Origin of the sequence: Streptomyces sp. NPDC102437, assembly GCF_044765565.1 — a bacterium.
Classification (GTDB): Bacteria; Actinomycetota; Actinomycetes; order Streptomycetales; family Streptomycetaceae; genus Streptomyces.
In genome coordinates this window covers 270,792-294,468 of the sequence record NZ_JBIWKI010000004.1, presented here as the reverse complement: position 1 = coordinate 294,468, position 23,677 = coordinate 270,792, and the positions used below count along the sequence as shown (strand labels likewise).

Sequence of the window (23,677 nt, the reverse complement as noted above, 5' to 3'; positions counted from 1 at the left end):
GGTTAGGTTTGCCTAATCACGACCTCCACCGGAGCTCCAGGAGGCATCCATGCCGACGCCCGAGCGTGACACGCAGCCGCAGTCGCAGCCGCGGACGCAGCCGCCGTCCGCCCCGTCGATGAAGGATCTGCTGGCCTCGTGCGCCGCCGCCACGGCGGTGTCCACACCGCCGGTCGAGTCGGCCGGGGAAGAGTCGGAAGAGCTGGAGTCCCGGCGCGACGCGGCATAGCGCGTGCGTGGCGCCCCGTCGCGGGACGGGGGCGGAACGGCGGCGGCGAACCGCTGAGCGACAGCGGCGGGACCGGCCGCTACGGGACGACGACCACCTTCGTGCTGACCATCGCGAAGTCCCACATGGCGTCCCCGTCGGGCCGGGACATCCGCACGCCGCCCGTCTTCAGCGTCGGGTCCGGGCTCTCCATCGAGCCGTCCACCGCCGCGCTGAACCCGACGGCCGCGTCGTCCACCATCGCGAACCGCACCACGTGCTCGATCATCACGCCGTCCGAGCCCTTGGTGGCGGCGCCCTGGCGGGTGCCCACGCTGTAGGTCCCGGGCAGCGGGCTCAGTGCGCTCGGCATGACGTCGAAGGTCCGGGCCACCTTGCCGTCCGCGTCGACGAGCCACACGCGACGGTCCTCCAGGGCGTACACGACCCGCTTCCCGGTGCCGGAGCCCTTGGGGAGCGCGGCCGGGCGCGACTTCTCCTTCGGCTTCGCGTGCTCGGTGGCGGTGGCGGAAGGCTTCGGTCTGGGGGCCGCGAGGTTGTCGGGGACGTTCGCCGATGCCTGGAAGGCCAGGACGCCGACGGCGACCAGCGCCGCCGCAGTGAGCCCGGCCACGATTCCCGAGCTGCCCCTAGACACCGTGCGCGCCCCTTTCGCTTCCGTATGTCGTACAAGCGTTTAGCGTTTACGTCGTACTCGCGTGTGCACGGTGACGGTAGCAGCCGGGGCCGGGCGTGCCGGGACGCCGTACGGGGCGCCGTGCCCCCGTCGGCGGAGCCGTAGGCTGTTTGCGTGCTCTTGCTCGCCGTGGATACCGCAACCCCCGCCGTCACCGTCGCCCTGCACGACGGGACCTCCGTCGTCGCCGAGTCCGGTCAGGTCGATGCCCGAAGGCACGGGGAGCTGCTGCTGCCCGCCGTCGACCGGGTCCTCGCCGAGGCCGGGGTGAAACTCGACGCCGTGACGGACGTGGTCGTCGGCGTCGGCCCCGGCCCTTACACCGGGCTCCGGGTCGGCCTGGTCACCGCCGCGACCTTCGGCTCCGCCCTCTCCGTGCCGGTGCACGGGCTGTGCACCCTGGACGGACTCGCGTACGCCGCGGGGCTGGCCGGGCTGGAGGGGCCGTTCGCCGTCGCGACGGACGCCCGCCGCAAGGAGGTCTACTGGGCGAGATACGACGACGCGCGCACCCGGGCCACCGGGCCCGCCGTCGACCGGCCCGCCGACATCGCCGGACAGCTCGCCGGACTGCCCGTCGTCGGCGCGGGCGCGGTGCTCTACCGCGAGGCGTTCCCGGACGCCCGGGGCCCCGAGCATGTCAGCGCCGGAGCGCTGGCCGCCCTCGCCGCCGAGCGGCTCGCCGCGGGCGCGGAACTGCTGCCGCCGCAGCCGCTCTACCTCCGCAGGCCCGACGCCCAGGTGCCGAAGAACTACAAGGTGGTCACTCCGAAGTGACGACCACGACTGCCGTTCTGCGCGAGATGCGCTGGTGGGACATCGATCCGGTGCTGGAGCTCGAACACGAGCTGTTCCCGGACGACGCCTGGTCGGCCGGCATGTTCTGGTCGGAGCTGGCGCACTCCCGGGGTCCCCGGGCCACCCGCCGCTACGTCGTCGCCGAGGACCCCGTCACCGGCCGGATCGTCGGCTACGCGGGCCTCGCCGCGGCCGGCGACCTCGCCGACGTACAGACGATCGGCGTCACCCGCGACCACTGGGGCGGCGGCCTCGGCTCCGAGCTGCTCACCGATCTGCTGAAGCACGCCACGGCCTTCGAGTGCGCCGAGGTGCTGCTCGAAGTCCGCGTCGACAACACCCGGGCCCAGAAGCTGTACGAACGCTTCGGCTTCGAACCGATCGGCTTCCGGCGCGGCTACTACCAGCCGGGCAACATCGACGCACTCGTCATGCGCCTCCACGTACAAGAACACGTGCAAGAGCACGCACAGGGAACAGAGACTGACTGATGGCTGACGAACCGCTCGTACTCGGCATCGAGACCTCCTGCGACGAGACCGGCGTCGGCATCGTCCGGGGCACCACCCTGCTCGCCGACGCCGTCGCGTCCAGCGTCGACACCCACGCCCGCTTCGGCGGCGTCGTCCCGGAGATCGCCTCCCGCGCCCACCTGGAGGCGATGGTCCCCACCATCGAGCGCGCCCTGAAGGACGCCGGGATCAGCGCCCGCGACCTTGATGGCATCGCCGTCACCGCGGGCCCCGGGCTCGCGGGCGCGCTGCTGGTCGGGGTGTCGGCGGCGAAGGCGTACGCGTACGCGCTGAACAAGCCGCTCTACGGGGTGAACCACCTCGCCTCGCACATCTGCGTGGACCAGCTGGAGCACGGCCCGCTGCCCGAGCCGACGATGGCGCTGCTGGTCAGCGGCGGCCACTCCTCGCTGCTGCTCGCGCCGGACATCACCAATGACGTACGGCCGCTCGGCGCGACCATCGACGACGCGGCGGGCGAGGCCTTCGACAAGATCGCCCGGGTGCTGAACCTCGGCTTCCCCGGCGGTCCGGTCATCGACCGGCTGGCGAAGGAGGGCGACCCGGCCGCGATCGCGTTCCCGCGCGGGCTCACCGGTTCGCGCGACCCCGCCTACGACTTCTCCTTCTCCGGCCTGAAGACCTCGGTGGCCCGGTGGATCGAGGCCAAGCGCGCGGCGGGCGAGGAGGTGCCGGTACGGGACGTGGCGGCGTCCTTCCAGGAGGCCGTCGTGGACGTGCTCACCCGAAAGGCCGTCCGGGCCTGCAAGGACGAGGGCGTCGACCACCTGATGATCGGCGGCGGGGTCGCGGCCAACTCGAGGCTGCGGGCGCTGGCCGAGGAGCGGTGCGAACGGGCCGGCGTCCGGCTGCGGGTGCCGCGCCCCGGGCTGTGCACGGACAACGGCGCGATGGTCGCGGCGCTGGGCGCGGAGATGGTCGCCCGGAACCGGCCAGCCTCGGACCTGGAGCTGTCCGCGGACTCCTCGCTGCCGGTGACCGACACCCACGTACCGGGTGCCCACACGCACACCCACGACCACGACCACGACCACGTCCACGAGATCAGCAAGGACAACCTCTACTCATGACCGTCGCCCTCATGTGGGAGGCCCGCGCCACCGACGGCCGCGGCGCCGAACTCCTGGAGTGGGCGCGGGCCCGTTCGGCGGAGCTGGCCCGCGAGCCGCTCCGCCGCGAGCTGCTGCGCGCCCCGCAGGACCGGGTCCTGGTCATCACCTGGTGGGAGGGTGCGTACGGCGACGAGCTGCCCGAACTCCCGGAGCCGGACGCCGAGTTGATCGCCCGACCGGTGCACCGCTGGCGTTTCGAGTCGCTGGGGGACGACGGGGCCGCCACCGGGTGACCTGCCCTCGGTCCCTCAGTCGGAAGGGGCGTCCCGGGGTATCAGTCCCCGGATGATCGCGTCGAGTTCGTCCGCCACGTCGTAGTCGGCGGAGTACGCGCGCCAGTCGTCCTTGATCGCGGCGAGCCGGGGCAGTGTCGCCGCGTCCGCTTCCGTGACCATGTCGGGGAAGTAGCGCCTGCTCGGCGGGGTCTGCGCGCGGCGTTCGGCGGCCCGGCGGAATATCAGGTCGCCGTAGACGTAGCTCCAGATCGTCCGGTACGCGCGTACCGCCCGGGCGGGGGAGAGGCCGCAGGCGAGCGCCGAGTCGATGATCTCCTCGACCATCCACAGCGCGTTCTTGTCGGTCAGCTCGCCCAGCGCCAGGATGTCCAGCACCCACGGGATCCGCTCCAGGATGCCGTGCATGTGCACGGCCACGGCCAGCAGCCGCTCGCGCGGGTCCTCGGGCAGCTCGGGGCGGGAGAAGGCGGCCGCGGTGCCCGACAGGGTGAGCATCAGCAGCTCGTCCTTGTCCTGTACGTAGTGGTAGAGCGCCATCGGCGTGGAGCCGAGCTCCTTCGCCACCCGCCGCATGCTCAGGGCGTCCACGCCCTCTTCCTCGATGATGCGGCGCGCGGTGGCGACCATCGCGTCCGGGTCGAGCCTGCGAGGCCGCCCCACGGATCGTTTCGCGGGAGCCCGGTTCGCCGCCGGCGCCCGCTTCTTCTCTGTCCCTGACACCCCGGCATTGTCTCCCGTCCCCCTGTCCCCGTGCCTTTCGGGATCCCTGGCGATTAATTTCTATACGCGTATAGTAATGGTCCGACCGGTGATCGTGAAGGAAGGGGCGAGTCGTGGACGAACAGTCACGGCACACGCGTTGGCTGCTGGTGGTGGCCCTCGTCGTGCAGTTCATGGTGGCGCTGGACATGTCGGTGGTGAACGTGGCGCTGCCGGACATGCGCGGCGACCTGGGCTTCACGCCCCAGGGGCTGCTCTGGGTGGTGAACGCCTACGCGCTGGCCTTCGGCGGGCTGCTGATGCTCGGCGGGCGGCTCGCCGATCTGCTCGGCAGCCGCCGGGTCCTGATGGCGGGCCTGGTGCTGTTCGGCGCGGCGAGCCTGGCCGGCGGGTTCGCCCGGTCGCCCGGCGCGCTGATCGCCGCCCGGGCGGTGCAGGGCGTCGGCGCCGCAGCGCTCGCCCCGGTCGCCTTCGCGCTGATCGCCCTGGCCTTCCCGGCCGGGCCCGCCCGCTCCCGCGCCCTGGGCTTGTGGGGCATGGCGGGCGCGACGGGCGGCGCGGTCGGCGTCCTCGCGGGCGGGGTGCTCACCGACGCCGCGGGCTGGCGCGCGGTGATGCTGGTGAACGTGCCGATCGTGGGCTTCGCGCTGGTGGGGGCCGTGCGCGCCGGGCTGCGGGGCGAGCGGGCCCGGACCGGCGCCCGGCTCGACGTGCTGGGAGCGCTGCTGGCCACCACGGGTACGACGCTGCTCGTCCTCGGGCTCGTACGCACCTCGACCGACTCCTGGGGGTCGCCCCGGACGCTGGGCACGCTCGGTGCCGCCGCGCTGCTGCTGACCACCTTCGTCGCCGTCGAGCTGCGCACCCGCTCCCCGCTGCTCCGTCCCGGGCTGCTGGCACAGCGGCCGGTCCTGGGCGCGAATCTCATCTGCCTGCTGCTGAGTTCCGGGCAGTTCGCCGCGTTCTACTTCGTCTCGCTCTACATGCAGCAGGTGCTCGACTACGGGCCGACCGCCGCCGGTTTCGCCTTCCTTCCGTTCCCGGTGGGCGTCGTCGTCGGCTCGGTCGTCGCCACGCGTACGGTCGCGGCGCTCGGCACCGGACGGCTGCTGGCGCTCGGCGCCTTCCTGGCCGCGCTCGGCCTCGCCGGATACGCGGCGACCGCGCGGACCGACGGCGGGTTCCTGCTCTCGATCCTCGGCCCCTCACTGGTCTGCAGCATCGGCGTCGGGATGTGCTTCGTACCGCTCGGCACGGCGGCCACGACCGATGTGGCGCCCGACGAGACGGGCATGGCCTCCGGGCTGCTGAACAGCGCCCGCCAGGTGGGCGGCTCGCTGGGCCTCGCGGTCCTGGTCACCGTCGCCGCCCGGGTCACCGGCGACGGGCACCGCCCGGCCGACCTGGCGGCCGGGTACTCGGCGGCGTTCCGGGTCTGCGCCGGGCTGCTCGTGGCCGCGGCGCTGGTGGCCCTGGTGCTGCTTGCGAAGGCGCCGGCGGGGGCCGCGGAGACCGCCCTGGAGAGCGCCCCCGAGACCGCTCCGGAGGCCGGGCCGGAAGATTCTCAGAAGAATTTCCCGGGAGCTGTCGATCCGGCCGGGTCCCGTTCGACGCAAGGGTGAGAGGCGGGGAGAGCCCCCGCCCTCCGACCTAGGAGTCACCATGCCGCGCTTCATGACACTGATCCGCATCGATGAGCAGAGCCTCCCCTTCGACGACCCGGACCCCGGGTTCGAGGCACGCATGGGCGCGCTGTTCGAGGAGATCCCCAAGGCCGGCGTCATGCTGGAGACGGCCGGGCTCACCCCGACCTCCCGGGGGACCAGGGTCACCTGGTCCGGCGGGAAGCTCACCCACACCGACGGGCCCTTCACCGAGACCAAGGAGGTCGTCGGCGGCTACGCCATCCTCCAGACCAAGGACAAGGAGGAGGCCCTGGAGTGGACCCGGCGGTTCCTGCGGACCCACCCGGAGAACTGGACCGTGACCTCCGAGGTCCGCCAGATCGACGAGACCACCCTGGGCGCCTGAGAGCCGGCCGGGTGTCCTCCGACCGGCTCTGACCGGCCTGCTTGCCCCGCCCCGGCACGGCTGCTGTGATGAGTGATCATGACGGCAGCAAGCCCGAAGCCGGCGGCCGAGGCGGTCGAGGCGGTCTTCAGGATCGAGTCGGCGCGGATCATCGCAGGTGTCACCCGCATCGTGCGGGACGTGGGCATCGCCGAGGAACTCGCGCAGGACGCCCTGGTGGCCGCACTGGAGCAGTGGCCCGAGTCAGGTGTCCCGGACCGGCCGGGCGCCTGGCTCATGGCCACCGCCAGACACCGCGCGATCGACCTCGTACGCCGCAAGGAGACCTACGCGCGCAAGCTCGCCGAGGTGGGGCGGTCCCTGGAGGACGTGCCGCCGCCCGAGCCGCCGGAAGCCGACGACATCGACGACGATCTCCTCCGGCTGATCTTCACCGCCTGCCACCCGGTGCTCTCCACGGAGGCCCGGATCGCCCTCACCCTGCGGCTGCTCGGCGGACTCACCACCGAGGAGATCGCCCGCGCGTTCCTGGCCCCCGAACCGACCGTCGCCCAGCGCATCGTCCGGGCGAAACGGACCCTGGGCCGCGAGGGCATCCCCTTCGAGGTGCCCTACGGACCCGAGCGTGCCGCCCGCCTCGGCTCCGTGCTCGAAGTCATCTACCTGATCTTCAACGAGGGCTACGCGGCGACCGCGGGCGACGACTGGCTGCGCCCGGCGCTCTGCGAGGACGCGCTGCGGCTGGCCCGGGTGCTCGCCGGCCTGATGGAGCGGGAGCCCGAGGCCCACGGACTGGCGGCGCTGCTGGAGCTTCAGGCCTCGCGCACCGCCGCCAGGACCGGTCCGGACGGTGCGCCGGTGCTGCTCGCCGACCAGAACAGGGCCCGCTGGGACCGCCTGCTGATCCGGCGCGGGATCGCGGCCTTGGAGCGGGCCGTGGCGGCGACCGGCCAGGGGGCCGGGCTCGGCCCGTACACCGTGCAGGCCGCGATCGCGGCCTGCCACGCGCGCGCCGTGACGTACCAGGACACCGACTGGACCACCATCGCCGCCCTCTACGACCGCCTCGCCGCGATCGCGCCGTCCCCGGTCGTCGAGCTGAACCGGGCCGTGGCCGTCTCGATGGCGCGGGGCCCGGCCGCCGGACTCGCCCTGGTCGACGCACTGACCGACGACCCGGCGCTCCGGGACTACCACCTGCTGCCCAGCGTGCGCGGGGACCTGCTGGCCAGGACGGGGCGTACGGACGAGGCGCGGGCGGAGTTCGTAAGGGCGGCCGGACTGGCCCGCAACGAACGGGAACGGACGATGCTCCTGGAGCGCGCGGAACATCCGGTCCGCGACGGCCGATGAGTTCCGGCCGTCGCAGGGGTCTGCCTTCCACAGCCTCCCGTACCACCCGACAGGAGCAGACCATGCAGAAGATCACCACTTTCCTGTGGTTCGACACCCAGGCCGAGGAAGCCGCGAACTACTACGTGTCCGTCTTCGGCGGCGACTCCGAGGTGCTCAGGACGACGTACTACCCCGGGGCCGGTCCGGGGGAGACGGGATCGGTCATGACCGTCCGGTTCCGGCTGGCCGGCCAGGAGTACGTCGCGCTCAACGGCGGCCCGCAGTTCCCCTTCACCGAGGCGATCTCGCTCTCCGTGGACTGCGCCACGCAGGAAGAGGTGGACACCCTGTGGGCCGAGTTCACCGCGGACGGCGAGGAGGGGCAGTGCGGCTGGCTCAAGGACAAGTACGGCCTGTCCTGGCAGCTCGTCCCCCGCGGGTTCGAAGAGGCGCTGTCCGACCCGGACCCCGACAAGGCCGCGCGGGCCATGAAGGCGATGATGGGCATGCGGAAGCTGGACATCGAGGCGTTGCGCAACGCGTGAGCAACACCTGAGCGACGTCTGAACCGGCCTGCGGGCACGGTCGGTAGGGTCATGCCCATGTCTCGTCGCGCACCGCTGCCGCCTCCGCCGCCACCCGTGGAAATACGCTCCTGGCCCGACCGGGACGCGCTGCTCGCCGACCGGGCCGCGGTGCTCGGGGCGCTGGTGAGGGCCCATGTCTCGCCGGGGCGGCTGGCGATGCTGTGGCTGTGGGGTGCGATGTGCGCGCTCGGCTGGCTCCTGGTGGGCACGGCGCTCGTCACCTTCGAGGAGTCGTACGACGTCATCAGCGCCGGGATCGGTGTGATCATCGCCGCCATGGGCCTCTGCTGCATGGTGCCCGCGGTCGTCCTCGTCGTCATCGGCCTGCGCAGGGACCGCAGGATCCGCCGACTGCTCGACGCCTGGGGCGGGCTGGACCGCGATCCGGCAGGTGACGCGGCGCTGCGGATGCCGGGTGCCGGCACCGCCTGGATGCTGATGTCCGCCGTGCTGTGCGGGGTCGGGGCGGTCACGTGCTTCGTGGTGCCGGCGACCGCCACCCCGGGCAGGTCCACCTACAGCATGGTCGCCCTGGTCATGGGGCTCGGGCTGATCAGCTGGCTCGTCGGACTCATCGGCCTCGTCAAGGCGTCCGCCCACCGGCGCTGGGTGCGGCGGGTACTGGCCGGGGCGCCCGCCCCGCAGCCGCTGATCTCCGTCGGGGGCGGCGCCCACCGCTGACCGCGGACCTATCCTGACGGGACACATGGGTCATGCCGGGGGAGGGCGACATGGAGTGGTACTGGTGGGTGCTCATCATCTTCTGGACGGGCGGCTTCGGATGGGCCGTCGACAACGTCCGTACGGCGCTGCGCAACCGGCACGACCGCAAGCTGGAACTGCTCGACGCGGCCAAGCAGGAGCGGCTGGCGCTCGAAGCGGCGAACAGGCCGCCGGAGCCGGTCTGCGGCTGCACGCACCATCTCGCCAAGCACGACAAGCAGGGCAAGTGCCATGAGCGGGTCGAGGTGCCGACGGCCTGGGACGAGGCCAAGAAGCCGGTCCGTTTCGAGTCCGGACAGTGCAACTGCCAGCAGTACGTGGGCCCTCAGCCGCTCTCGCAGGTGTACGCCGAGGACCTGACCGACCTGGCCTGACGGGTCAGCGGGTGGCCGATCAGCATCGTCGGTGCTCCGGCCACCCGGGTCAGGAAGACCGTCGCGGACTCGGGCCCCTGGAGCTTCATCCTGCGGCGCAGTTCCTCCGGTTCGACCGCCGAGCCGCGCTTCTTGACGGTCAGCACGCCCACCTTCCGCTCCCGCAGCAGCGCCTTCAGCTTCTTCATGTTGAAGGGGAGCTGGTCGGTGATCTCGTACCCGGAGGTGTAGGGGGACTCGTAAGGCTCGTCGCTCGTGATGTACGCGATCGTCTCGTCGAGCAGCCGGCCCTCGCACCGCTCGACGAGGTCGGCGACCAGATGGGCGCGGATGACGGCGCCGTCCGGCTCGTACAGATAGCGGCCCACCGGGCCGACCGGCGGGGCGGGCGGCGGGGAGGCGGACCACAGGGTGGCCCCGGCCGGGAGCACGGTGGCGCGGTACGAACCGGCGGCGAAGCCCTCGCCGAACCAGAGCACCGCCTCCTTCACGTCGCCGCCGTCCGAGATCCACTCGGCCTCCGCCTGCGCCGGGATCGCCTCGTGCGGGATGCCCGGGGCGATCTTCAGGGCGGCCCGGGGAGCCGCGAGCGCGGCACCGGTCGCCCAGGAGAGCGGCGGCGAGTACGCCTCGGGGTCGAAGATCCGGCCCCGGCCGCCGCGCCGGGCCGGGTCGACGAAGACCGCGTCGTACGACGAGGTGTCGACGCCCGCGACATCGGCGCACCGCACCTCGATCAGACCGTCCAGGCCCAGCGCGACGGCGTTGGCCCGGGCCACCTCCGCGGTCAGCGGGTCGCGGTCGACGGCGAGCACGCGGATGCCCGCCCGCGCGAGCGCGATCGCGTCGCCGCCGATCCCGCAGCACAGATCGGCGACGCTGCGCACCCCGCCCGCGGCGAACCGCCGCGCGCGATGGGTGGCCACCGAGGTACGGGTCGCCTGCTCGACGCCGTTGGGCGTGAAGAACATCCGGTACGCGTCCTCGGCGCCGAACTTCGCCACCGCCCGCTGCCGCAGCCGCGCCTGGCCCAGTGCCGCCGAGACCAGGGCGGCCGGGTGGGAGCGGCGCAGCCGGGTGGCGGTGGCGAGTTCCTGGGAGGGGTCGTACGACCGGAGCCCGTCCAGGAGCCCGGTGCCCTCGGGGGTGCGCAGGGCCTGGAAGGCGGCGAGGGGGTCGGGGGCGTCGGACCGGTCGTCGGCGGCGATGGGGTCCCCGCTGGAGCGAAGCCGAGAGCTTGGGGAAGGGTCGCTGGCGTCGGACGGGTCGTTCGGGGCGAGAGCGTTCACCCGCCCCATTGTGAGCCAGCCGGGTAGAGCGGCGGGCCCGGCGGCGGTGTCGGACCGGGAGGCCCGTCCCGTGCTGGCAGTATGCGGCGCCATGCAGCTTGTACGACAAAACGAAAAAAACACCATGAAACGGAGCGAGCCGGGCATGCCCCGGTCCGGGCGCGACCGGGGCTCGGGCGCGCACCGGCCCGCCTGCGCCGTCCTGGCCGCACTCCTGGTCGCCGCGGTCGGCTCCGGCTGCGCCTCCGGGGCCGGCGAACAGGCGGGCGACACCGAACACCGGGACCGGCCCCTGGCCGGGAACCCAGGTGCGAACCCGGAGCCGAACCCCGGTTCGAACCCCGCCGCCGGGCATCCGGGCGGCCCCGGACAGCGGCCCGGCCAGGGCCGCGCACCCGACGGGTCCCATGAGAACGCGCAGCTCGCTCCGGCCGTGCGGGCGGCGCTGGCCAAGAAGTGGGGGCTGGAGAAGACGCCGCTGATCGCGCCGCCGCCACCCGCCGTGAAGCCGCGCATCACCACCCGTGAGGGGTTCGAGGTGAAGGGCGGCAACGACTCGCTGCCGCCGGTCTTCACCACCGTCCCGACCGAGGACCGGATCGTCTTCCTGACGATGGACGACGGCTCCGAGAAGGACCCCGAGCTGCTGCAGATGATGGACGAGCTGGACATCCCGTACAGCGCCTTCCTCAGCGACTACGAGGTGAGCGACAACTACGGGTACTTCGGTGAGGCCCAGCGGCTGGGCGTCTCCATCAACAACCACACGCTCAACCACCCCTATCTGCCCGGACTCCCGTACGACGAGCAGGAACGCGAGATCTGCCACCAGCAGGAGATCATCGAGAAGCAGTTCGGCAAGCGGCCCGTCCTCTTCCGCCCTCCGTACGGCAACTACAACGGCGACACCCTCCGCATCGCGCAGTCCTGCGGGATCAAGGCCGTGCCCCTCTGGAACGCCGAGGCGTTCCCGGACCACATGGAGTGGCGCGAGGATGACCAGGACCTGCACCCGGGCGACATCATCCTCACCCACTTCCGGGGGCGCGGTGAATGGGACGGCAGCATGGCCGACCTGGTCCGGGCGGTCATGAAGACCGTCACGGACCGGGGATACGCCGTGGCCCGGCTGGAGGACTACGTATGAGAAAGGCGCACCGGCTGCTGGCCGGACTGCTGGCGGCCGGTGCGCTCCTGGCCGCCACCGGCTGTGCCCAGTCGGTGGACCCGATCGAACGGCTGGGCCGCAAGGCCGCCCAGAAGGTGCATCACCCGCAGCGGACGCCCGCGGCGGGCCCGCCCGCGCACGGTGATCACAGCGAGTCGGGGTCGATGGTCGTGATCTCCTGCGGTCAGCTGCCGGAGTCCCGGCACTCGCGGCTGTCGCCGCTGAGGCACTGGTGGGCGGTCCGGCCGGGATCGTACGAGGGTGCGGGCGCCGGGTGCGAGCGGCGGTAGTCCTCGTGGCCTGCCTGCACGGTGACCACGCACAACGCCAGCGCCGCCAGCACCTGGAGCGCGCCCGCCCAGGGCCAGTTGCTGCGGATCAGCACGACGGCGATCAGGCAGATCACCGCGGCGATCGAGCCGAGGACGAGAACGGGCGTCCAGTCCATCGGCGGCGGGCCCGTGGCCTTTGAGCCGTCGAGGTCCGCTCGGGAGAAGGCCGACTGGATGGTGGCGACCGCACAGATCAGCCCCTCCAGGAGGATCAGCAGCAGCCCGAGCACCACATCGAGGCAGCCGTTCACGGTGCGAGATCGGTACGGGCGCCGCCCGGGCGCGGGGTCCGGCTGCCGGTACGGAGAAGGGCGGGTCATCTCCCCACGGTCGTACGGAACGGTCCGGTCAGTCCGTACGTTGCCTCCATGTTGCCCGGACTGTTGTCCGGACCGGTGTCCGGAAGTGCCGCGCCACGAACGTCTGAATTGGCACTCCGCTTGACCGAGTGCTAATCCCGGTCATAGTCTCGGTGCTGGCACTCACCACTGGAGAGTGCCAGCAGTACTGCGCGACTGGCAGGTCCGGCACCCGCGACGACGGATCGACCTGGTCGCCACCCAAAGACTGTTACCCCGTGAGATCTCCGAAGGGGGAGACCGGATCGTGTCGACCGCCAGCACCAAGGTTGCGATCAAGCCGCTCGAGGACCGCATTGTGGTCCAGCCGCTCGACGCCGAGCAGACCACGGCCTCCGGCCTGGTCATTCCGGACACCGCCAAGGAGAAGCCCCAGGAGGGCGTCGTCCTGGCCGTGGGCCCGGGCCGCTTCGAGAACGGCGAGCGCCTTCCGCTCGACGTCAAGACCGGCGACGTCGTGCTGTACAGCAAGTACGGCGGCACCGAGGTGAAGTACAACGGCGAGGAGTACCTCGTCCTCTCGGCCCGCGACGTGCTCGCGATCGTCGAGAAGTAATTCACCCACGTTTGCTTCTGTTCTGCGCCCCTGGCCCCCGCGAATAACCAGCCGGGTGGTCGGGGGCGCAGTTCGTTCGAGAGGAAAGCTCAGCTCCCATGGCGAAGATCCTGAAGTTCGACGAGGACGCCCGTCGCGCCCTTGAGCGCGGCGTCAACAAGCTTGCCGACACGGTCAAGGTGACGATCGGCCCCAAGGGCCGCAACGTCGTCATCGACAAGAAGTTCGGCGCTCCCACCATCACCAACGACGGTGTCACCATCGCGCGCGAGGTCGAGCTCGACGACCCGTACGAGAACCTCGGTGCCCAGCTGGTGAAGGAGGTGGCGACCAAGACCAACGACGTCGCGGGTGACGGTACGACCACCGCCACCGTGCTGGCCCAGGCGCTCGTCCGCGAGGGTCTGCGCAACGTCGCCGCCGGTGCCTCCCCGGCCGCCCTGAAGAAGGGCATCGACGCCGCGGTCAAGGCCGTGTCCGAGGAGCTCCTCGCGACCGCCCGCCCGATCGAGGACAAGACCGACATCGCCGCCGTGGCCGCGCTCTCCGCGCAGGACCCGCAGGTCGGCGAGCTCATCGCGGACGCGATGGACAAGGTCGGCAAGGACGGTGTCATCACCGTCGAGGAGTCCAACACCTTCGGTCTGGACCTCGACTTCACCGAGGGCATGGCCTTCGACAAGGGCTACCTGTCCCCGTACATGGTGACCGACCAGGAGCGTATGGAGGCCGTCCTCGACGACCCGTACATCCTGATCCACCAGGGCAAGATCGGCTCGATCCAGGAGCTGCTCCCGCTGCTGGAGAAGGTCATCCAGGCCGGTGGCTCCAAGCCGCTGCTGATCATCGCCGAGGACGTCGAGGGCGAGGCGCTGTCGACCCTCGTCGTCAACAAGATCCGTGGCACCTTCAACGCCGTCGCGGTGAAGGCCCCGGGCTTCGGTGACCGCCGCAAGGCCATGCTCGGCGACATCGCCACCCTCACCGGTGCGACCGTCATCGCCGAGGAGGTCGGCCTCAAGCTCGACCAGGCCGGTCTGGACGTGCTGGGCACCGCCCGCCGCGTCACCGTCTCCAAGGACGACACCACGATCGTGGACGGCGGCGGCGAGCCCGGCGACGTCAAGGGCCGGGTCAACCAGATCAAGGCCGAGATCGACGCCACCGACTCCGACTGGGACCGCGAGAAGCTCCAGGAGCGCCTCGCGAAGCTGGCCGGCGGCGTGTGCGTGATCCGCGTCGGTGCCGCCACCGAGGTGGAGCTCAAGGAGAAGAAGCACCGTCTGGAGGACGCCATCTCCGCGACCCGCGCCGCGGTCGAGGAGGGCATCGTCTCCGGTGGTGGCTCCGCCATCGTCCACGCCGTCAAGGTGCTGGACGGCAACCTCGGCAAGACCGGCGACGAGGCCACCGGTGTCGCGGTCGTGCGCCGCGCCGCCGTCGAGCCGCTGCGCTGGATCGCCGAGAACGCGGGCCTCGAGGGCTACGTCATCACCTCGAAGGTCTCCGAGCTCGACAAGGGCCAGGGCTTCAACGCCGCGACCGGCGAGTACGGCGACCTGGTGAAGGCCGGCGTCATCGACCCGGTCAAGGTCACCCGCTCCGCGCTGGAGAACGCCGCGTCCATCGCGTCGCTGCTGCTCACGACCGAGACCCTGGTCGTCGAGAAGCCGGCCGAGGAAGAGGCCGAGGCCGGCCACGGCGGTCACGGCCACTCGCACTGACGCCTGGTCACCGGCGCCCGGCCACTGAGGGCTCACCGCCCTCGGAAGGCCGGGCAGCCCTCGGAAGACCGAAGGCAGCAGAAGGCCCCCTGTCCCACCCCTCGACGGTGGGACAGGGGGCCTTCGGGCGTTCAGGCCGAGTGGCTCAGGCTGCCGGAGTGCACCGGGTCCGCGAAGGGCAGGCCGGCCGCGAACCGCTCCAGCTCGTCCAGCGCCTGGTCGGCCATCCGGTGCAGCTCGTCGCCCAGCGAACCCGCGACGTGCGGGGTGAGCAGCACGTTCGGCAGGGTGTACAACGGCGAGTCGGCGGGCGGGAGTTCGGGGTCCGTCACGTCCAGCACCGCCTGGAGCCGCCCGGCCGTCAGCTCGGGCAGCAGCGCGCCCTCGTCGATCAGCGACCCCCGCGCCGTGTTGATCAGCGTCGTCCCGTCCGCCATGGCGGCCAGCTGCGCCGCACCGATCAGATGGTGGGTCTCCGGGAGCTGGGGGGCGTGCACCGAGACGACGGAGCTGCTCGCGCACAGCTCGTCGAGCGAGGTGAGCCGTACACCGAGCCGTGCTGCCTCCGGGCCGTCCACGTACGGGTCGTACAGCAGCACGTTCAGGTCGAAGGGGCGCAGCAGCTCGATCACGCGCCGGCCGATCCGGGAGGCGCCGACGATGCCGACGGTACGGCGGTAGTTGCCGGCCCCGTCGAGTTCCGCGAGCCAGTTGTGCTCGGTGCGCAGACCGCGGTAGCGCTCCGCGGAGTGCAGGACCCGCTTGCCGGCGAACAGGATCGCGGCGAGGGTGAATTCGGCGACCGGCAGGGCGTTGGCCCCGGCCGCCGAGGTGACGGTGATGCCGCGTTCCCAGCAGGCGTCGGTGATGTGGTGCTTCACGGAGCCCGCGGCGTGCACGACGGCCCGCAGCCGGGGCGCGCCCGCCAGTACCCCGGCGGTGAGCGGGGTGGCACCCCAGCAGGTGAAGAGCACCTCTGCCTCGGCGAGCGCGGCGGCCACCTCGGGCGTCGGGTCGGCCAGGTCGTGGGCGACGAAGTGCGGGTCGGTGCGGGTGAGAGCGGCCAGCCGGGTGCGGTGGCGGTCGGCGAGGAGACGGTCGGCGATGCCGGAGCCCATCGCGAGCAGGGCCGTCGGCCGGTTGTCAGTGGCGTGGGGCATGGTGGGACTCGTACTCCTCAGGGCTCGCGGTGAGGTCACTTGACGCTGCCGGCGGTCAGTCCGGCCTTCCAGTGCCGCTGCAGCGAGACGAAGGCGACGATCAGGGGGATGACGGCGAGAAGGGACCCGGTGACGACGAGCGGGTAGAAGCTCGGCTCGCCGTGGGTGTTGGTGTTCCAGGAGTACAGACCGAGGCTCAGCGGGAAGAGCTTGCGGTCCGAGAGCATCACGAGGGGGAGGAAGAAGTTGTTCCAGATCGCGGTGAACTGGAAGAGGAAGACCGTCACGAAGCCCGGCATGACCATGCGCAGCCCGATGGACCAGAAGACGCGCAGCTCGCCGGCCCCGTCGATACGGGCGGCCTCCAGGGCCTCGTTCGGTATGTAGCCGGTGCTGAACACCCGGGCGAGATACACGCCGAACGGGTTGACCAGCACCGGAATCAGCACCGACCAGTAGGTGTTGACCAGGCCGGTCTTGGAGGCCAGGAGGTACATCGGCAGGGCGAGCGCCGTGGTGGGCACCAGCACACCCATCAGCACGAGGGCGAACAGCTTCTCCTTGCCCCGGAATTCGTACTTGTCGAAGGCGTATCCCGCGGCGACGCAGATCAGCGAGCAGACGATTGCCCCGCCGCCCGCGTACATGAGGCTGTTGAGGTACCAGCGGAAGTAGATGCCGTCGCCGTAGGAGGCCAGGTTCGACAGGTTCTCGCCGAGGTTGAAGCCCTCGAAGGAGAAGGCGTTGCCCGCGAGCAGGCCGCCGGTGTCCTTCGTGGCGGCGGTCACCAGCCAGACGAGAGGGAAGAGCATGTAGACGACGGCGAGCAGGAGAAAGCCGTTGACCGCGGTCTTCGACATCCAGCGGCTGCGGGAGGCGGGGGAGTTCATGCTTTCTTGCCCTTCCGGCCGGTGAAGCGGGTGACGACGAAGGACAGCAGCGCGGCCGTGAGCGCCAGCAGGATGGAGGCGGCCGCGGCGAGACCGTAGTCGTTGCGTTCGAAGGCCGCGGTGTACGCGTACATGTTCGGCGTCCAGGTGGAGGTGACGGCGGAGCCGGTCCCCTTGTTGAGGATCAGCGGCTCGGTGAACAGCTGGAGCGAGCCGATGACCGTGAACAGCGCGACCATCACGACGGAGGCGCGGATCAGCGGAACCTTGATGCTGAGCGCGACGCGCCAGGCGCCGGCCCCGTCGACCGTCGCCGCTTCGAGCACGGAGCGGTCGATCGCCTGCAACGCGGCGTAGAAGATCACCATGTTGTAGCCGAGCCACTCCCACAGGGCGATGTTGACGATCGAGGGAAGGGCGCCTTCGGGGGAGAAGAAGTCGAAGCCGATCCCGCCGGACTCCATGGCGCTGACCACCGGGCTGAGCTGCGGTGTGTAGAGGTACACCCAGATCAGCGCGGCGATGATGCCGGGCACGGCGTGCGGCAGGAAGAGCGCGAGCTGGAAGAACCGGCGGGCACGGGCCAGCGTGGAGTCCAGCAGCAGAGCGAGGGCGAGGGCTCCGATGAGCAGCAGCGGAATGTAGAACAGGCAGTATCCGAGGAGTACGCCGAAGCCCTCGCGGAATGCCCGATCGCCCAGGGCCGCCGTATAGTTGTCGAGCCCGCTGAAGACGGTCTCGGTGCCGCCGAAGCCCAGGCCGGACTGCTTCTCGGTGAACAGGCTGAGCCAGACCGCGTAACCGATCGGCAGCACCATGGCCACGGTGAACAGTACGAAGAAGGGCCCCAGCAGGATGGCGGCGGCTCTGGTCGTCCGGGCGCGCTTCATCAGCCTGCGTCCTCGACCTTCAGACCGCGCTTCTTCAGCTCGGCGACCGTGGCGTCGTGCCCGGCCTTCACGGCGTCCTTGATGGTGGTGCCACCGCTGGCGACCTTGCCGAACTGGTCCTTCATGGTGGTGTTCGTGGTGCCGGTCGTCGGACCCCAGTTCCAGTTCTGGCCGATCGACGTCGCGGCGCCCTCGAACACCTGGTAGATGTCCTCGCCGCCGTAGAACCCGGCGTCGAAGGACTTCTTGGCGACCGGGCGCAGGGCCGATGCGGCCGGGAAGGCGCTCGAAGTTCCGGACTCGATGCGGGCCTTGATGCCCTCCTCGGTGGTCGACATCCAGGTGGCGAACTCGACCGCGGCCTTCGCCTTCTTGCTGGTCTTGGTCACCGCGAAGGTGGAGCCGCCGAGCATGCCGCTGGCGGGCTTGCCGTCCCAGCTGGGCATCGGGGCGACGGCCCACTTGCCGCTCTGCTCGGGCAGCGTGCCCTTGAGGACACCCGCACCCCAGGCGGCGCCGAGGTAGCCGACGGTGCCGCCGTTCTTGAGGGAGTTGGTCCACTCGGGGCTGAACGAGGCGTTGGAGCGGATCAGGTCGTCGTCGAGCAGCCCCTGCCAGTAGTCGGCGACCTTGTTGGTGGCCGCGTCGGCGGTGCTGACCTTCCAGGTGTCGCCCTCGGGCTTGTACCACTGGGCGCCGGCCTGCCAGGCCATCGCCTGGAACGTGGTCGGGTCATCGGGGAAGAAAGTGCCGATCCGGGCCTTCTTGTCGGCCTTCTTGATCTTCTCGGCGGCCTTGCGGAACTCGTCCCAGGTCTTGGGAACCTCGACGCCGTACTTCTCGAAGAGGTCCTTGCGGTAGTAGAAGGACTGCGGCGAGGCGTCGAACGGAACGGCCCAGTTCTTGCCGCCGAGCGTTGTCAGCTCGACCGCCTGCGGCAGCAGCTTCTTGCGGATGTCCTCGGTGAAGTACTGGCCGATGTCCTGGAGCGCGCCCTGGCTGACGTATTCCGGAAGCTGCGGGTACTCGATGGAGACCAGGTCGGGGGCGTTGCCCGCCTTCACCGCGTTGGAGATCTTGGCGTAACCGCCCGCGTTGCCGGACGGGATCTCCTCGTAGACCACCTTGATGTTCTTGTGCGAGGCGTTGAACGCGTCAACGACCTCCTTGGAACCCTTGGCCCAGCCCCAGAAGGTGATGCTGACGGGCTTGCCGTCGCTTCCGGCGGCGGAGTCGTCGTCACCGCTGCCGCCACAGGCCGTGAGAAGGGCGAGGGCGGTGGCGGTGCCGACAACGGCGAGGGACGTTCTGCTCGGACTGCGGCTCACAGCGAGGCTCCTGAACTGGCGGCGACATTGGCGTTGGCCGTGATCCTTGGACCAGTCGTGACCGAAGTCAAGAGCGAAAGATCGATTGATCGAAAAAAGATCAGATAAGTTACGTACGGAAGGGCATGAGATATCCTGCGAAATCGGGTACGAGGGCGCGGGAGCACCCGCTCCGGGGCCCCGTTCGGCGTCTACGGCAGGCGCGCCCCGCACGAGTCCCTGACCCTCAGCTGCGGCAGCAGCGTCAGATGCCGTCGGGGAGCGCCCGTGCTCTGGCCCAGCCGCTCCACCAGCAGCTCCGTCGCATGGCGGCCCACCTCGCGCTTGGGCGGCGCCACTGCCGTGAGCGGGGTGTCCGCGAGGGCCGCCACCTCGTCGTCGTAGGCGATGAGCGCCAGGTCCTCCGGCACCCGCACGCCCAGCTCGGCCAGGCGCTGCACCACCTGGATCGCGTCCACGTCGTTGTGGATCAGCGCCGCCGTCGCCACCCCCGACAGGACCGCCTCGCGCAGCGCCCGCACCGCCTCCTCGAAGGCGTCCGGGGCGAGTTCGGCCGGTACGGAATCGATCACGTCCTGCGGTGCGCGCAGCCCGAGCACGGCCAGCGCCTCCGCGTACCCGGACCGCACCGCGACGGCGGTCGGGGAGTCCGCGCGGGCCATCAGCAGCGGCGCCCCGTGCCCGAGCTGCACCAGGTGGCGGACGGCCAGCAGTACGCCGTGCGCGTGGTCCGAGCAGACCCGGTCCAGGCCGTCCAGCGGGGAGCCCGCGGTGGGCCTGCGCTCCAGCAGCACGGTCGGCACGGGCAGCGAGGCGATCCAGTCGCCGAACGCGGCGGGGTCGCCCGGGTCCTGCCAGCCGGGCGCGACCAGCAGCCCTTCGGCGCCTGCGGAGAGCAGGCCCTCGGTGCGGGCGTGGTCCTCCTGCGGCCGGTAGTCGGAGATCCGCAGGATGAGCCTGGCCCCGGCCCTGGCGGCGGCCTCATGGGCCCCGCGGATGACCTCGGCGAAGTAGTAGGTCGACGAGGGCGCGAGCATGCCGAGGACCAGCCCGCCGCCCGTGGCGCCGGGTCCGGCGGCGGCGCCCGGGGTGGCGTCCTGCGGCCAGGACACCGATCCGTGGACCCGGTCCAGCAGGCCGCGGCCGGCCAGCTCCTCCACGTCACGGCGCGCTGTGACGGGTGAGACCCCCAGCAGCGAGGCCAGGTCCGAGACCCGGGCCGAGCCCCGTTCCCGTACCAGCCCGAGCAGGCGGTCATGACGTTCGGCAGCACTCTCGCGCACGGCAGCAGTCCCCTCGCAGTGTGTGGCCCGGCCCCCGGTCCGGCCGGTGCCGGCGGCCGTTGTCCGACCCTAGACCAACGTGATCGAACGATGGGAGTTTCGATCATTCAAACGCGATCCATTGACGTTCGATCAATCCGAGTCCAGGATTCCCGGCGATGCGGACGTCCCCCGTCCCACCCCGGCGGTCCGCCCCCACCCCGACCGTCCGTCCCGCCCCTGACTGTTCGTACGGAGGAATTGTGAGACATCGCGTCACCGCTGCGGCGCTCGCGGCCCTGACCGCCGCGGGCGGCCTGACCGTCGCGAGCCAGACCGCCGCACAGGCCGCGCCCACCGGCCGTACCTTCCACGTCGACTGCGCCGCGGACCCGGCCGGTGCCACCGGAAGCAAGAAACACCCCTGGACCTCGCTCGCCGAGGCCAACGCGCACACCTACGGCCCCGGCGACCGGCTCCTGTTCAAGCGCGGCGCAACCTGTACCGGCACCCTCGCCCCCACCGGCTCCGGCTCCGCCCACGCCCCGTTCACCATCGCCGACTACGGCGGCGGCCCGGCGCGAGCCAGGCTCGACGGCGCGGGCGCCCATGACGTGGTCCTGCTCGCCGACACGCAGTACGTGCACCTCAAGGCGCTGGAGATCACCAACGCCGACAACCCCGGCAGCGAGCGCAACGGCGTTCGCCTCCGCCTCACCGACTACGGCGTCGCCCGTGGCTTCGACATCTCCGGCCTCTACATCCACGATGTTCGCGGCGGCGACTACAAGACGGTCTCCGGCTCCAGCGCGATCCACATCGCGGTCGAGGGCAAGGCGAAGGCCAGCTGGTACGACGGTCTGGACATCTCTCACAACCGCATCGAGGCCGTCGACCGCGAGGGCATCTACTTCAAGTCGACCTTCTCCAAGCGCGACCTGGTCGGCCAGCAGCAGGACCCGAACGTGTACCCGGGGGAGTGGACGCCCAGCACCGGGGTCCGCATCCACCACAACACGCTCAAGTCCCTGGCCGGTGACGGGATGAAGCTCGACACCACCAGCGGCGCCCGCGTCGACCACAACAGGGTCGACGGCTTCCAGCTCCGCTCGCCCTCCGCCAACGCGGGCATCTGGACCTTCAACACCGACGACACGACCGTCGAGTACAACGAGGTCTCCGGCGGCGGCAACACCCACGACGGCATGTCCTTCGACGCCGACGGCGCCTCCCAGAACACCGTCTTCCAGTACAACTACAGCCACGACAACAAGGGCGGCTTCCTGCTGATCTGCCCGTACAGCGGCGCCAAGACCATCGGCACGGTCGCCCGCTACAACGTCAGCCGCAACGACGGCGCCCGGCTCGTCCAGAACTGCTGGGGCCCGATCCTGGGCACCGAGATCTACAACAACACCTTCCACAACAAGGAGCAGATCCCCGGCTACCTCGTCCAGGACGACGCCGGCAGCCCCGCCACCACCCAGCACGAACTGTCCATCCGCAACAACATCTTCGTGAGCGAGGGGACCGGCGGCTACGCCTTCAAGAACCCGACCCCCGGGCTCTCCTTCGACCACAACGCCTTCTACGGCATCGACATGACCCGGCCCAACCCGGGCGGCATCACGGCCGACCCGAAGCTCCGGGCCGACTTCCGGCTCGGCGCCGGCTCGCCCGCCCTCGCCGCCGGAGCCGTCATCGAGAACAACGGCGGCAAGGACTACTTCGGCAACGAACTGAAGCCCGGCGCCCCCAACATCGGCGCCTACGCGGGCCGCGGGGTCCGGTAACCCGCAGCTCACTGAGGACCGTACTTGCGGCCTGTCTTGGAGGTCATTCCTCCGAGCAGGCCGCGCGGCGTCACCTTCACGACCCCCATCAGCGCCTTGTACCGGGGATCGGGGACCGAGACCGACTTGCCGCGCGCCAGGTCCGCCAGGGCCGTCGCCACCAGCTTGTCCGCGTCGAGCCACATCCAGCCCGGGATGTTGCCGGTCCCCATCCCCGCCCGCTGGTGGAACTCCGTCCGTACGAACCCGGGGCACAGCGCCATCAGCCGGACTCCCGTACCGGCCATGTCCTTCGCCGCGCCCTGGGTGAACTGCACGACCCACGCCTTCGACGCGCCGTACGTGCCGCGCGGCACGAAAGCGGCCACCGAGGCCACGTTGACCACGCCGCCCCGGCCTCGCTCCCGCATCCCGGCCGCCGCCGCCGAGGTCAACCGCAGTACCGCCTCGCAGTGCACCTTCAGCATCTTCAGCTCATCGGCCATGGGCACGTCCAGATAGTGGCCCTTGTTGCCGAACCCGGCATTGTTGACCAGCAGGTCGACCGGATGGCGACGGTCCGTCAACCGGTCCTCGACCGAGGCGATCCCGTCGTCCTCGGAAAGATCGGCCCTCAGCACCTCGGCCTCGATGCCGTGCCGGTCGTGCAGCTCCGTCGCCTGCTCGCGCAGCCGCTCGGTGTCGCGCGCCACCAGCACCAGGTTGTGCCCGTCCGCCGCGAGCCGCCGCGCGAAGGCGGCACCGATCCCCGTGGTCGCGCCCGTAATCAGTGCAGTCGTCATACGCGGCACGTTAGTGCCTGTCCGGCACGCGGCGATCAGCTGTCCACCGCCGACTTCCCGGCGTACTTCAGAGCGGCGCGCAGTGCCTCGGGATGCAGCGCGTGCCCAGCGGCGAGCAGCTCCGGCAGCAGGTCCCGCCGCGTGGTGGTGGCCAGGAACTCCATCCGTACGGTGACGTCGTGGTCCGGGCGGGACACGATCTCGACCGGGTCCCCGGCCCGGATCTCGCCCGGCTCGATCACCCGCAGATAGGCACCGGGGGCCGCCGCCTGCGTGAACCGCTTGACCCAGCGTTCCACACCGAGATGACCGGCGAACGTGCGGCACGGAATCCGGCCCGACGTCACCTCCAGCACCAGGCCCGCGCCGATCCGCCAGCGCTCGCCGATCCTCGCGCCGCTCACATCGACCCCGCCGGTCGTCAGGTTCTCGCCGAACGCTCCGTTGGCCAGCGGGCGCCCGAGCTCGCGCTCCCACGCGTCGAGCTCCTCGCGGGCGAAGGCGTACACCGCCTGGTCGGAGCCGCCGTGATGCCGCAGATCGCACACCGAGTCCCCGGCCAGACCGCTGCCGCCGGTGCCCTTGGGCCCGGGGTCGGCGACCCGGACCGGCCCGTCGGCCGGCCGCTTGTCGATGCCGGTCACCCCGGCCGGGGCGTCGGTGCAGGAGGCGGCCTTCGGGCGCCCCGTGTTCACGGTCAGCAGCCGCATCGGCCCGGTCGGTTCCATGGACTTCATACCGAGCACGCTAACGACTCCACCCTCAAAGATGCACGCCAATTATTCGCATC

At 71.1% G+C, this 23,677-nt stretch carries 26 protein-coding genes and 1 pseudogene; 16 read left to right on the top strand and 11 right to left on the bottom strand.

Annotated features, from left to right (window positions below):
• The first annotated feature begins 49 nt into the window (after positions 1 to 49).
• On the top strand, positions 50 to 229 hold the full coding sequence (locus tag ACIRJP_RS08040) for a hypothetical protein (RefSeq protein WP_404169644.1): 180 nt from the start codon (positions 50 to 52) through the stop codon (positions 227 to 229).
• Positions 230 to 308: 79 nt separating this feature from the next.
• On the opposite strand, the gene ACIRJP_RS08035 is transcribed toward ACIRJP_RS08040, so the two are convergent.
• Positions 309 to 866, bottom strand: a complete 558-nt coding sequence (locus ACIRJP_RS08035) for a L,D-transpeptidase (RefSeq protein ID WP_404169642.1) — start codon at positions 864 to 866, stop codon at positions 309 to 311.
• Between the two features lie 153 nt (positions 867 to 1,019).
• Here ACIRJP_RS08035 and tsaB point away from each other — a divergent pair, with 153 nt between their 5' ends.
• The 4 genes from tsaB to ACIRJP_RS08015 are packed head-to-tail and all read left to right on the top strand — an operon-like array spanning position 1,020 to position 3,581.
• Entirely contained in the window at positions 1,020 to 1,682 is a 663-nt protein-coding gene (tsaB, locus tag ACIRJP_RS08030; protein WP_404169639.1) for a tRNA (adenosine(37)-N6)-threonylcarbamoyltransferase complex dimerization subunit type 1 TsaB, read from the top strand.
• Entirely contained in the window at positions 1,679 to 2,194 is a 516-nt protein-coding gene (gene rimI, locus ACIRJP_RS08025; RefSeq protein WP_404169636.1) for a ribosomal protein S18-alanine N-acetyltransferase, read from the top strand. The genes tsaB and rimI overlap by 4 nt, the downstream gene beginning before the upstream one ends.
• The gene (gene tsaD / locus ACIRJP_RS08020) at positions 2,194 to 3,306 is read left to right on the top strand and encodes a tRNA (adenosine(37)-N6)-threonylcarbamoyltransferase complex transferase subunit TsaD (protein ID WP_404169633.1); all 1,113 of its coding nucleotides are present in this window, start codon (positions 2,194 to 2,196) and stop codon (positions 3,304 to 3,306) included. The genes rimI and tsaD overlap by 1 nt, the downstream gene beginning before the upstream one ends.
• Positions 3,303 to 3,581, top strand: coding sequence for a hypothetical protein (locus ACIRJP_RS08015; RefSeq protein ID WP_404169630.1), 279 nt, complete (start codon positions 3,303 to 3,305; stop codon positions 3,579 to 3,581). Before tsaD ends, ACIRJP_RS08015 begins: the two co-directional genes overlap by 4 nt.
• 15 nt (positions 3,582 to 3,596) lie before the next feature.
• Here ACIRJP_RS08015 and ACIRJP_RS08010 read toward each other — a convergent pair whose 3' ends face one another.
• Positions 3,597 to 4,304 carry a TetR/AcrR family transcriptional regulator gene (locus tag ACIRJP_RS08010; RefSeq protein ID WP_404169627.1) on the bottom strand — a complete coding sequence of 236 codons (708 nt, stop codon included), beginning with the start codon at positions 4,302 to 4,304 and terminating at the stop codon, positions 3,597 to 3,599.
• Positions 4,305 to 4,477: 173 nt separating this feature from the next.
• On the opposite strand from ACIRJP_RS08010, the gene ACIRJP_RS08005 reads away from it, so the two are divergent.
• The 6 genes from ACIRJP_RS08005 (at position 4,478) to ACIRJP_RS07980 (ending at position 9,354) form a co-directional block, all read left to right on the top strand.
• Positions 4,478 to 5,926 carry an MFS transporter gene (locus tag ACIRJP_RS08005; RefSeq protein ID WP_404169736.1) on the top strand — a complete coding sequence of 483 codons (1,449 nt, stop codon included), beginning with the start codon at positions 4,478 to 4,480 and terminating at the stop codon, positions 5,924 to 5,926.
• A gap of 40 nt (positions 5,927 to 5,966) precedes the next feature.
• A complete protein-coding gene (locus ACIRJP_RS08000; protein ID WP_404169624.1) occupies positions 5,967 to 6,335 on the top strand; it encodes a YciI family protein in 369 nt (122 codons plus the stop codon).
• A gap of 78 nt (positions 6,336 to 6,413) precedes the next feature.
• On the top strand, positions 6,414 to 7,688 hold the full coding sequence (locus ACIRJP_RS07995; protein ID WP_404169621.1) for an RNA polymerase sigma factor: 1,275 nt from the start codon (positions 6,414 to 6,416) through the stop codon (positions 7,686 to 7,688).
• 62 nt (positions 7,689 to 7,750) lie between these two features.
• Positions 7,751 to 8,215 carry a VOC family protein gene (locus ACIRJP_RS07990; RefSeq protein WP_404169618.1) on the top strand — a complete coding sequence of 155 codons (465 nt, stop codon included), beginning with the start codon at positions 7,751 to 7,753 and terminating at the stop codon, positions 8,213 to 8,215.
• Between the two features lie 57 nt (positions 8,216 to 8,272).
• Positions 8,273 to 8,938: a hypothetical protein gene (locus ACIRJP_RS07985; protein ID WP_404169615.1), complete on the top strand. Its 666-nt coding sequence runs from the start codon at positions 8,273 to 8,275 to the stop codon at positions 8,936 to 8,938.
• Between the two features lie 50 nt (positions 8,939 to 8,988).
• Entirely contained in the window at positions 8,989 to 9,354 is a 366-nt protein-coding gene (locus ACIRJP_RS07980) for a hypothetical protein (RefSeq protein WP_266730325.1), read from the top strand.
• Here ACIRJP_RS07980 and ACIRJP_RS07975 read toward each other — a convergent pair.
• Positions 9,306 to 10,652: a methyltransferase domain-containing protein gene (locus ACIRJP_RS07975; RefSeq protein WP_404169733.1), complete on the bottom strand. Its 1,347-nt coding sequence runs from the start codon at positions 10,650 to 10,652 to the stop codon at positions 9,306 to 9,308. The genes ACIRJP_RS07980 and ACIRJP_RS07975 overlap by 49 nt on opposite strands.
• Before the next feature lie 115 nt (positions 10,653 to 10,767).
• Here ACIRJP_RS07975 and ACIRJP_RS07970 point away from each other — a divergent pair, with 115 nt between their 5' ends.
• Both ACIRJP_RS07970 and ACIRJP_RS07965 read left to right on the top strand, forming a co-directional pair.
• Positions 10,768 to 11,790: a polysaccharide deacetylase family protein gene (locus ACIRJP_RS07970; RefSeq protein ID WP_404169611.1), complete on the top strand. Its 1,023-nt coding sequence runs from the start codon at positions 10,768 to 10,770 to the stop codon at positions 11,788 to 11,790.
• Positions 11,787 to 11,918, top strand: a pseudogene (locus tag ACIRJP_RS07965) (polysaccharide deacetylase family protein); the annotation flags it as partial. The gene ACIRJP_RS07970 and the pseudogene ACIRJP_RS07965, both read left to right, overlap by 4 nt.
• Before the next feature lie 77 nt (positions 11,919 to 11,995).
• Here ACIRJP_RS07965 and ACIRJP_RS07960 read toward each other — a convergent pair.
• The gene (locus ACIRJP_RS07960; protein WP_404169608.1) at positions 11,996 to 12,463 is read right to left on the bottom strand and encodes a DUF6234 family protein; all 468 of its coding nucleotides are present in this window, start codon (positions 12,461 to 12,463) and stop codon (positions 11,996 to 11,998) included.
• A gap of 286 nt (positions 12,464 to 12,749) precedes the next feature.
• Here ACIRJP_RS07960 and groES point away from each other — a divergent pair, with 286 nt between their 5' ends.
• Both groES and groL read left to right on the top strand, forming a co-directional pair.
• Positions 12,750 to 13,058, top strand: coding sequence for a co-chaperone GroES (gene groES / locus ACIRJP_RS07955; RefSeq protein WP_124716902.1), 309 nt, complete (start codon positions 12,750 to 12,752; stop codon positions 13,056 to 13,058).
• A gap of 98 nt (positions 13,059 to 13,156) precedes the next feature.
• On the top strand, positions 13,157 to 14,782 hold the full coding sequence (gene groL, locus ACIRJP_RS07950) for a chaperonin GroEL (RefSeq protein ID WP_266730323.1): 1,626 nt from the start codon (positions 13,157 to 13,159) through the stop codon (positions 14,780 to 14,782).
• A gap of 131 nt (positions 14,783 to 14,913) precedes the next feature.
• Here groL and ACIRJP_RS07945 read toward each other — a convergent pair whose 3' ends face one another.
• The 5 genes from ACIRJP_RS07945 to ACIRJP_RS07925 all read right to left on the bottom strand — a co-directional run bounded on the left by ACIRJP_RS07945 (position 14,914) and on the right by ACIRJP_RS07925 (position 20,333).
• Complete coding sequence (locus ACIRJP_RS07945; protein WP_404169605.1) at positions 14,914 to 15,942, bottom strand: hydroxyacid dehydrogenase; 1,029 nt, start codon at positions 15,940 to 15,942, stop codon at positions 14,914 to 14,916.
• Between the two features lie 35 nt (positions 15,943 to 15,977).
• A complete protein-coding gene (locus ACIRJP_RS07940; protein WP_266730320.1) occupies positions 15,978 to 16,832 on the bottom strand; it encodes a carbohydrate ABC transporter permease in 855 nt (284 codons plus the stop codon).
• Entirely contained in the window at positions 16,829 to 17,722 is an 894-nt protein-coding gene (locus tag ACIRJP_RS07935) for a sugar ABC transporter permease (RefSeq protein ID WP_327273458.1), read from the bottom strand. Before ACIRJP_RS07935 ends, ACIRJP_RS07940 begins: the two co-directional genes overlap by 4 nt.
• On the bottom strand, positions 17,722 to 19,050 hold the full coding sequence (locus ACIRJP_RS07930; RefSeq protein ID WP_404169601.1) for an ABC transporter substrate-binding protein: 1,329 nt from the start codon (positions 19,048 to 19,050) through the stop codon (positions 17,722 to 17,724). The genes ACIRJP_RS07935 and ACIRJP_RS07930 overlap by 1 nt, the downstream gene beginning before the upstream one ends.
• Positions 19,051 to 19,241: 191 nt before the next feature.
• The gene (locus tag ACIRJP_RS07925; RefSeq protein ID WP_404169598.1) at positions 19,242 to 20,333 is read right to left on the bottom strand and encodes a substrate-binding domain-containing protein; all 1,092 of its coding nucleotides are present in this window, start codon (positions 20,331 to 20,333) and stop codon (positions 19,242 to 19,244) included.
• A 242-nt stretch (positions 20,334 to 20,575) separates the two neighbouring features.
• On the opposite strand from ACIRJP_RS07925, the gene ACIRJP_RS07920 reads away from it, so the two are divergent.
• Positions 20,576 to 22,105 carry a right-handed parallel beta-helix repeat-containing protein gene (locus ACIRJP_RS07920; protein ID WP_404169595.1) on the top strand — a complete coding sequence of 510 codons (1,530 nt, stop codon included), beginning with the start codon at positions 20,576 to 20,578 and terminating at the stop codon, positions 22,103 to 22,105.
• Between the two features lie 8 nt (positions 22,106 to 22,113).
• On the opposite strand, the gene ACIRJP_RS07915 is transcribed toward ACIRJP_RS07920, so the two are convergent.
• Together ACIRJP_RS07915 and ACIRJP_RS07910 are read right to left on the bottom strand one after the other, a co-directional pair.
• The gene (locus ACIRJP_RS07915) at positions 22,114 to 22,887 is read right to left on the bottom strand and encodes an SDR family NAD(P)-dependent oxidoreductase (RefSeq protein WP_404169592.1); all 774 of its coding nucleotides are present in this window, start codon (positions 22,885 to 22,887) and stop codon (positions 22,114 to 22,116) included.
• A 35-nt stretch (positions 22,888 to 22,922) separates the two neighbouring features.
• Entirely contained in the window at positions 22,923 to 23,597 is a 675-nt protein-coding gene (locus ACIRJP_RS07910) for an MOSC domain-containing protein (RefSeq protein WP_404169730.1), read from the bottom strand.
• Positions 23,598 to 23,677: the final 80 nt, after the last annotated feature.

What these genes read in the sequence shown, in the direction of transcription:
- groL (WP_266730323.1), top strand. Translation starts at nt 13,157, where the DNA reads ATGGCGAAGATCCTGAAGTTCGACGAGGACGCCCGTCGCGCCCTTGAG.
- ACIRJP_RS07980 (WP_266730325.1), top strand. Translation starts at nt 8,989, where the DNA reads ATGGAGTGGTACTGGTGGGTGCTCATCATCTTCTGGACGGGCGGCTTC.
- ACIRJP_RS07960 (WP_404169608.1), bottom strand. Translation starts at nt 12,463, where the DNA reads ATGACCCGCCCTTCTCCGTACCGGCAGCCGGACCCCGCGCCCGGGCGG.
- ACIRJP_RS07910 (WP_404169730.1), bottom strand. Translation starts at nt 23,597, where the DNA reads ATGCGGCTGCTGACCGTGAACACGGGGCGCCCGAAGGCCGCCTCCTGC.
- ACIRJP_RS07945 (WP_404169605.1), bottom strand. Translation starts at nt 15,942, where the DNA reads ATGCCCCACGCCACTGACAACCGGCCGACGGCCCTGCTCGCGATGGGC.
- ACIRJP_RS07915 (WP_404169592.1), bottom strand. Translation starts at nt 22,887, where the DNA reads ATGACGACTGCACTGATTACGGGCGCGACCACGGGGATCGGTGCCGCC.
- ACIRJP_RS07975 (WP_404169733.1), bottom strand. Translation starts at nt 10,652, where the DNA reads ATGGGGCGGGTGAACGCTCTCGCCCCGAACGACCCGTCCGACGCCAGC.
- ACIRJP_RS07935 (WP_327273458.1), bottom strand. Translation starts at nt 17,722, where the DNA reads ATGAAGCGCGCCCGGACGACCAGAGCCGCCGCCATCCTGCTGGGGCCC.
- ACIRJP_RS07940 (WP_266730320.1), bottom strand. Translation starts at nt 16,832, where the DNA reads ATGAACTCCCCCGCCTCCCGCAGCCGCTGGATGTCGAAGACCGCGGTC.
- ACIRJP_RS08040 (WP_404169644.1), top strand. Translation starts at nt 50, where the DNA reads ATGCCGACGCCCGAGCGTGACACGCAGCCGCAGTCGCAGCCGCGGACG.
- ACIRJP_RS08000 (WP_404169624.1), top strand. Translation starts at nt 5,967, where the DNA reads ATGCCGCGCTTCATGACACTGATCCGCATCGATGAGCAGAGCCTCCCC.
- ACIRJP_RS07970 (WP_404169611.1), top strand. Translation starts at nt 10,768, where the DNA reads ATGAAACGGAGCGAGCCGGGCATGCCCCGGTCCGGGCGCGACCGGGGC.
- ACIRJP_RS07995 (WP_404169621.1), top strand. Translation starts at nt 6,414, where the DNA reads ATGACGGCAGCAAGCCCGAAGCCGGCGGCCGAGGCGGTCGAGGCGGTC.
- ACIRJP_RS07990 (WP_404169618.1), top strand. Translation starts at nt 7,751, where the DNA reads ATGCAGAAGATCACCACTTTCCTGTGGTTCGACACCCAGGCCGAGGAA.
- ACIRJP_RS08005 (WP_404169736.1), top strand. Translation starts at nt 4,478, where the DNA reads ATGGTGGCGCTGGACATGTCGGTGGTGAACGTGGCGCTGCCGGACATG.
- ACIRJP_RS08015 (WP_404169630.1), top strand. Translation starts at nt 3,303, where the DNA reads ATGACCGTCGCCCTCATGTGGGAGGCCCGCGCCACCGACGGCCGCGGC.
- ACIRJP_RS07985 (WP_404169615.1), top strand. Translation starts at nt 8,273, where the DNA reads ATGTCTCGTCGCGCACCGCTGCCGCCTCCGCCGCCACCCGTGGAAATA.
- tsaD (WP_404169633.1), top strand. Translation starts at nt 2,194, where the DNA reads ATGGCTGACGAACCGCTCGTACTCGGCATCGAGACCTCCTGCGACGAG.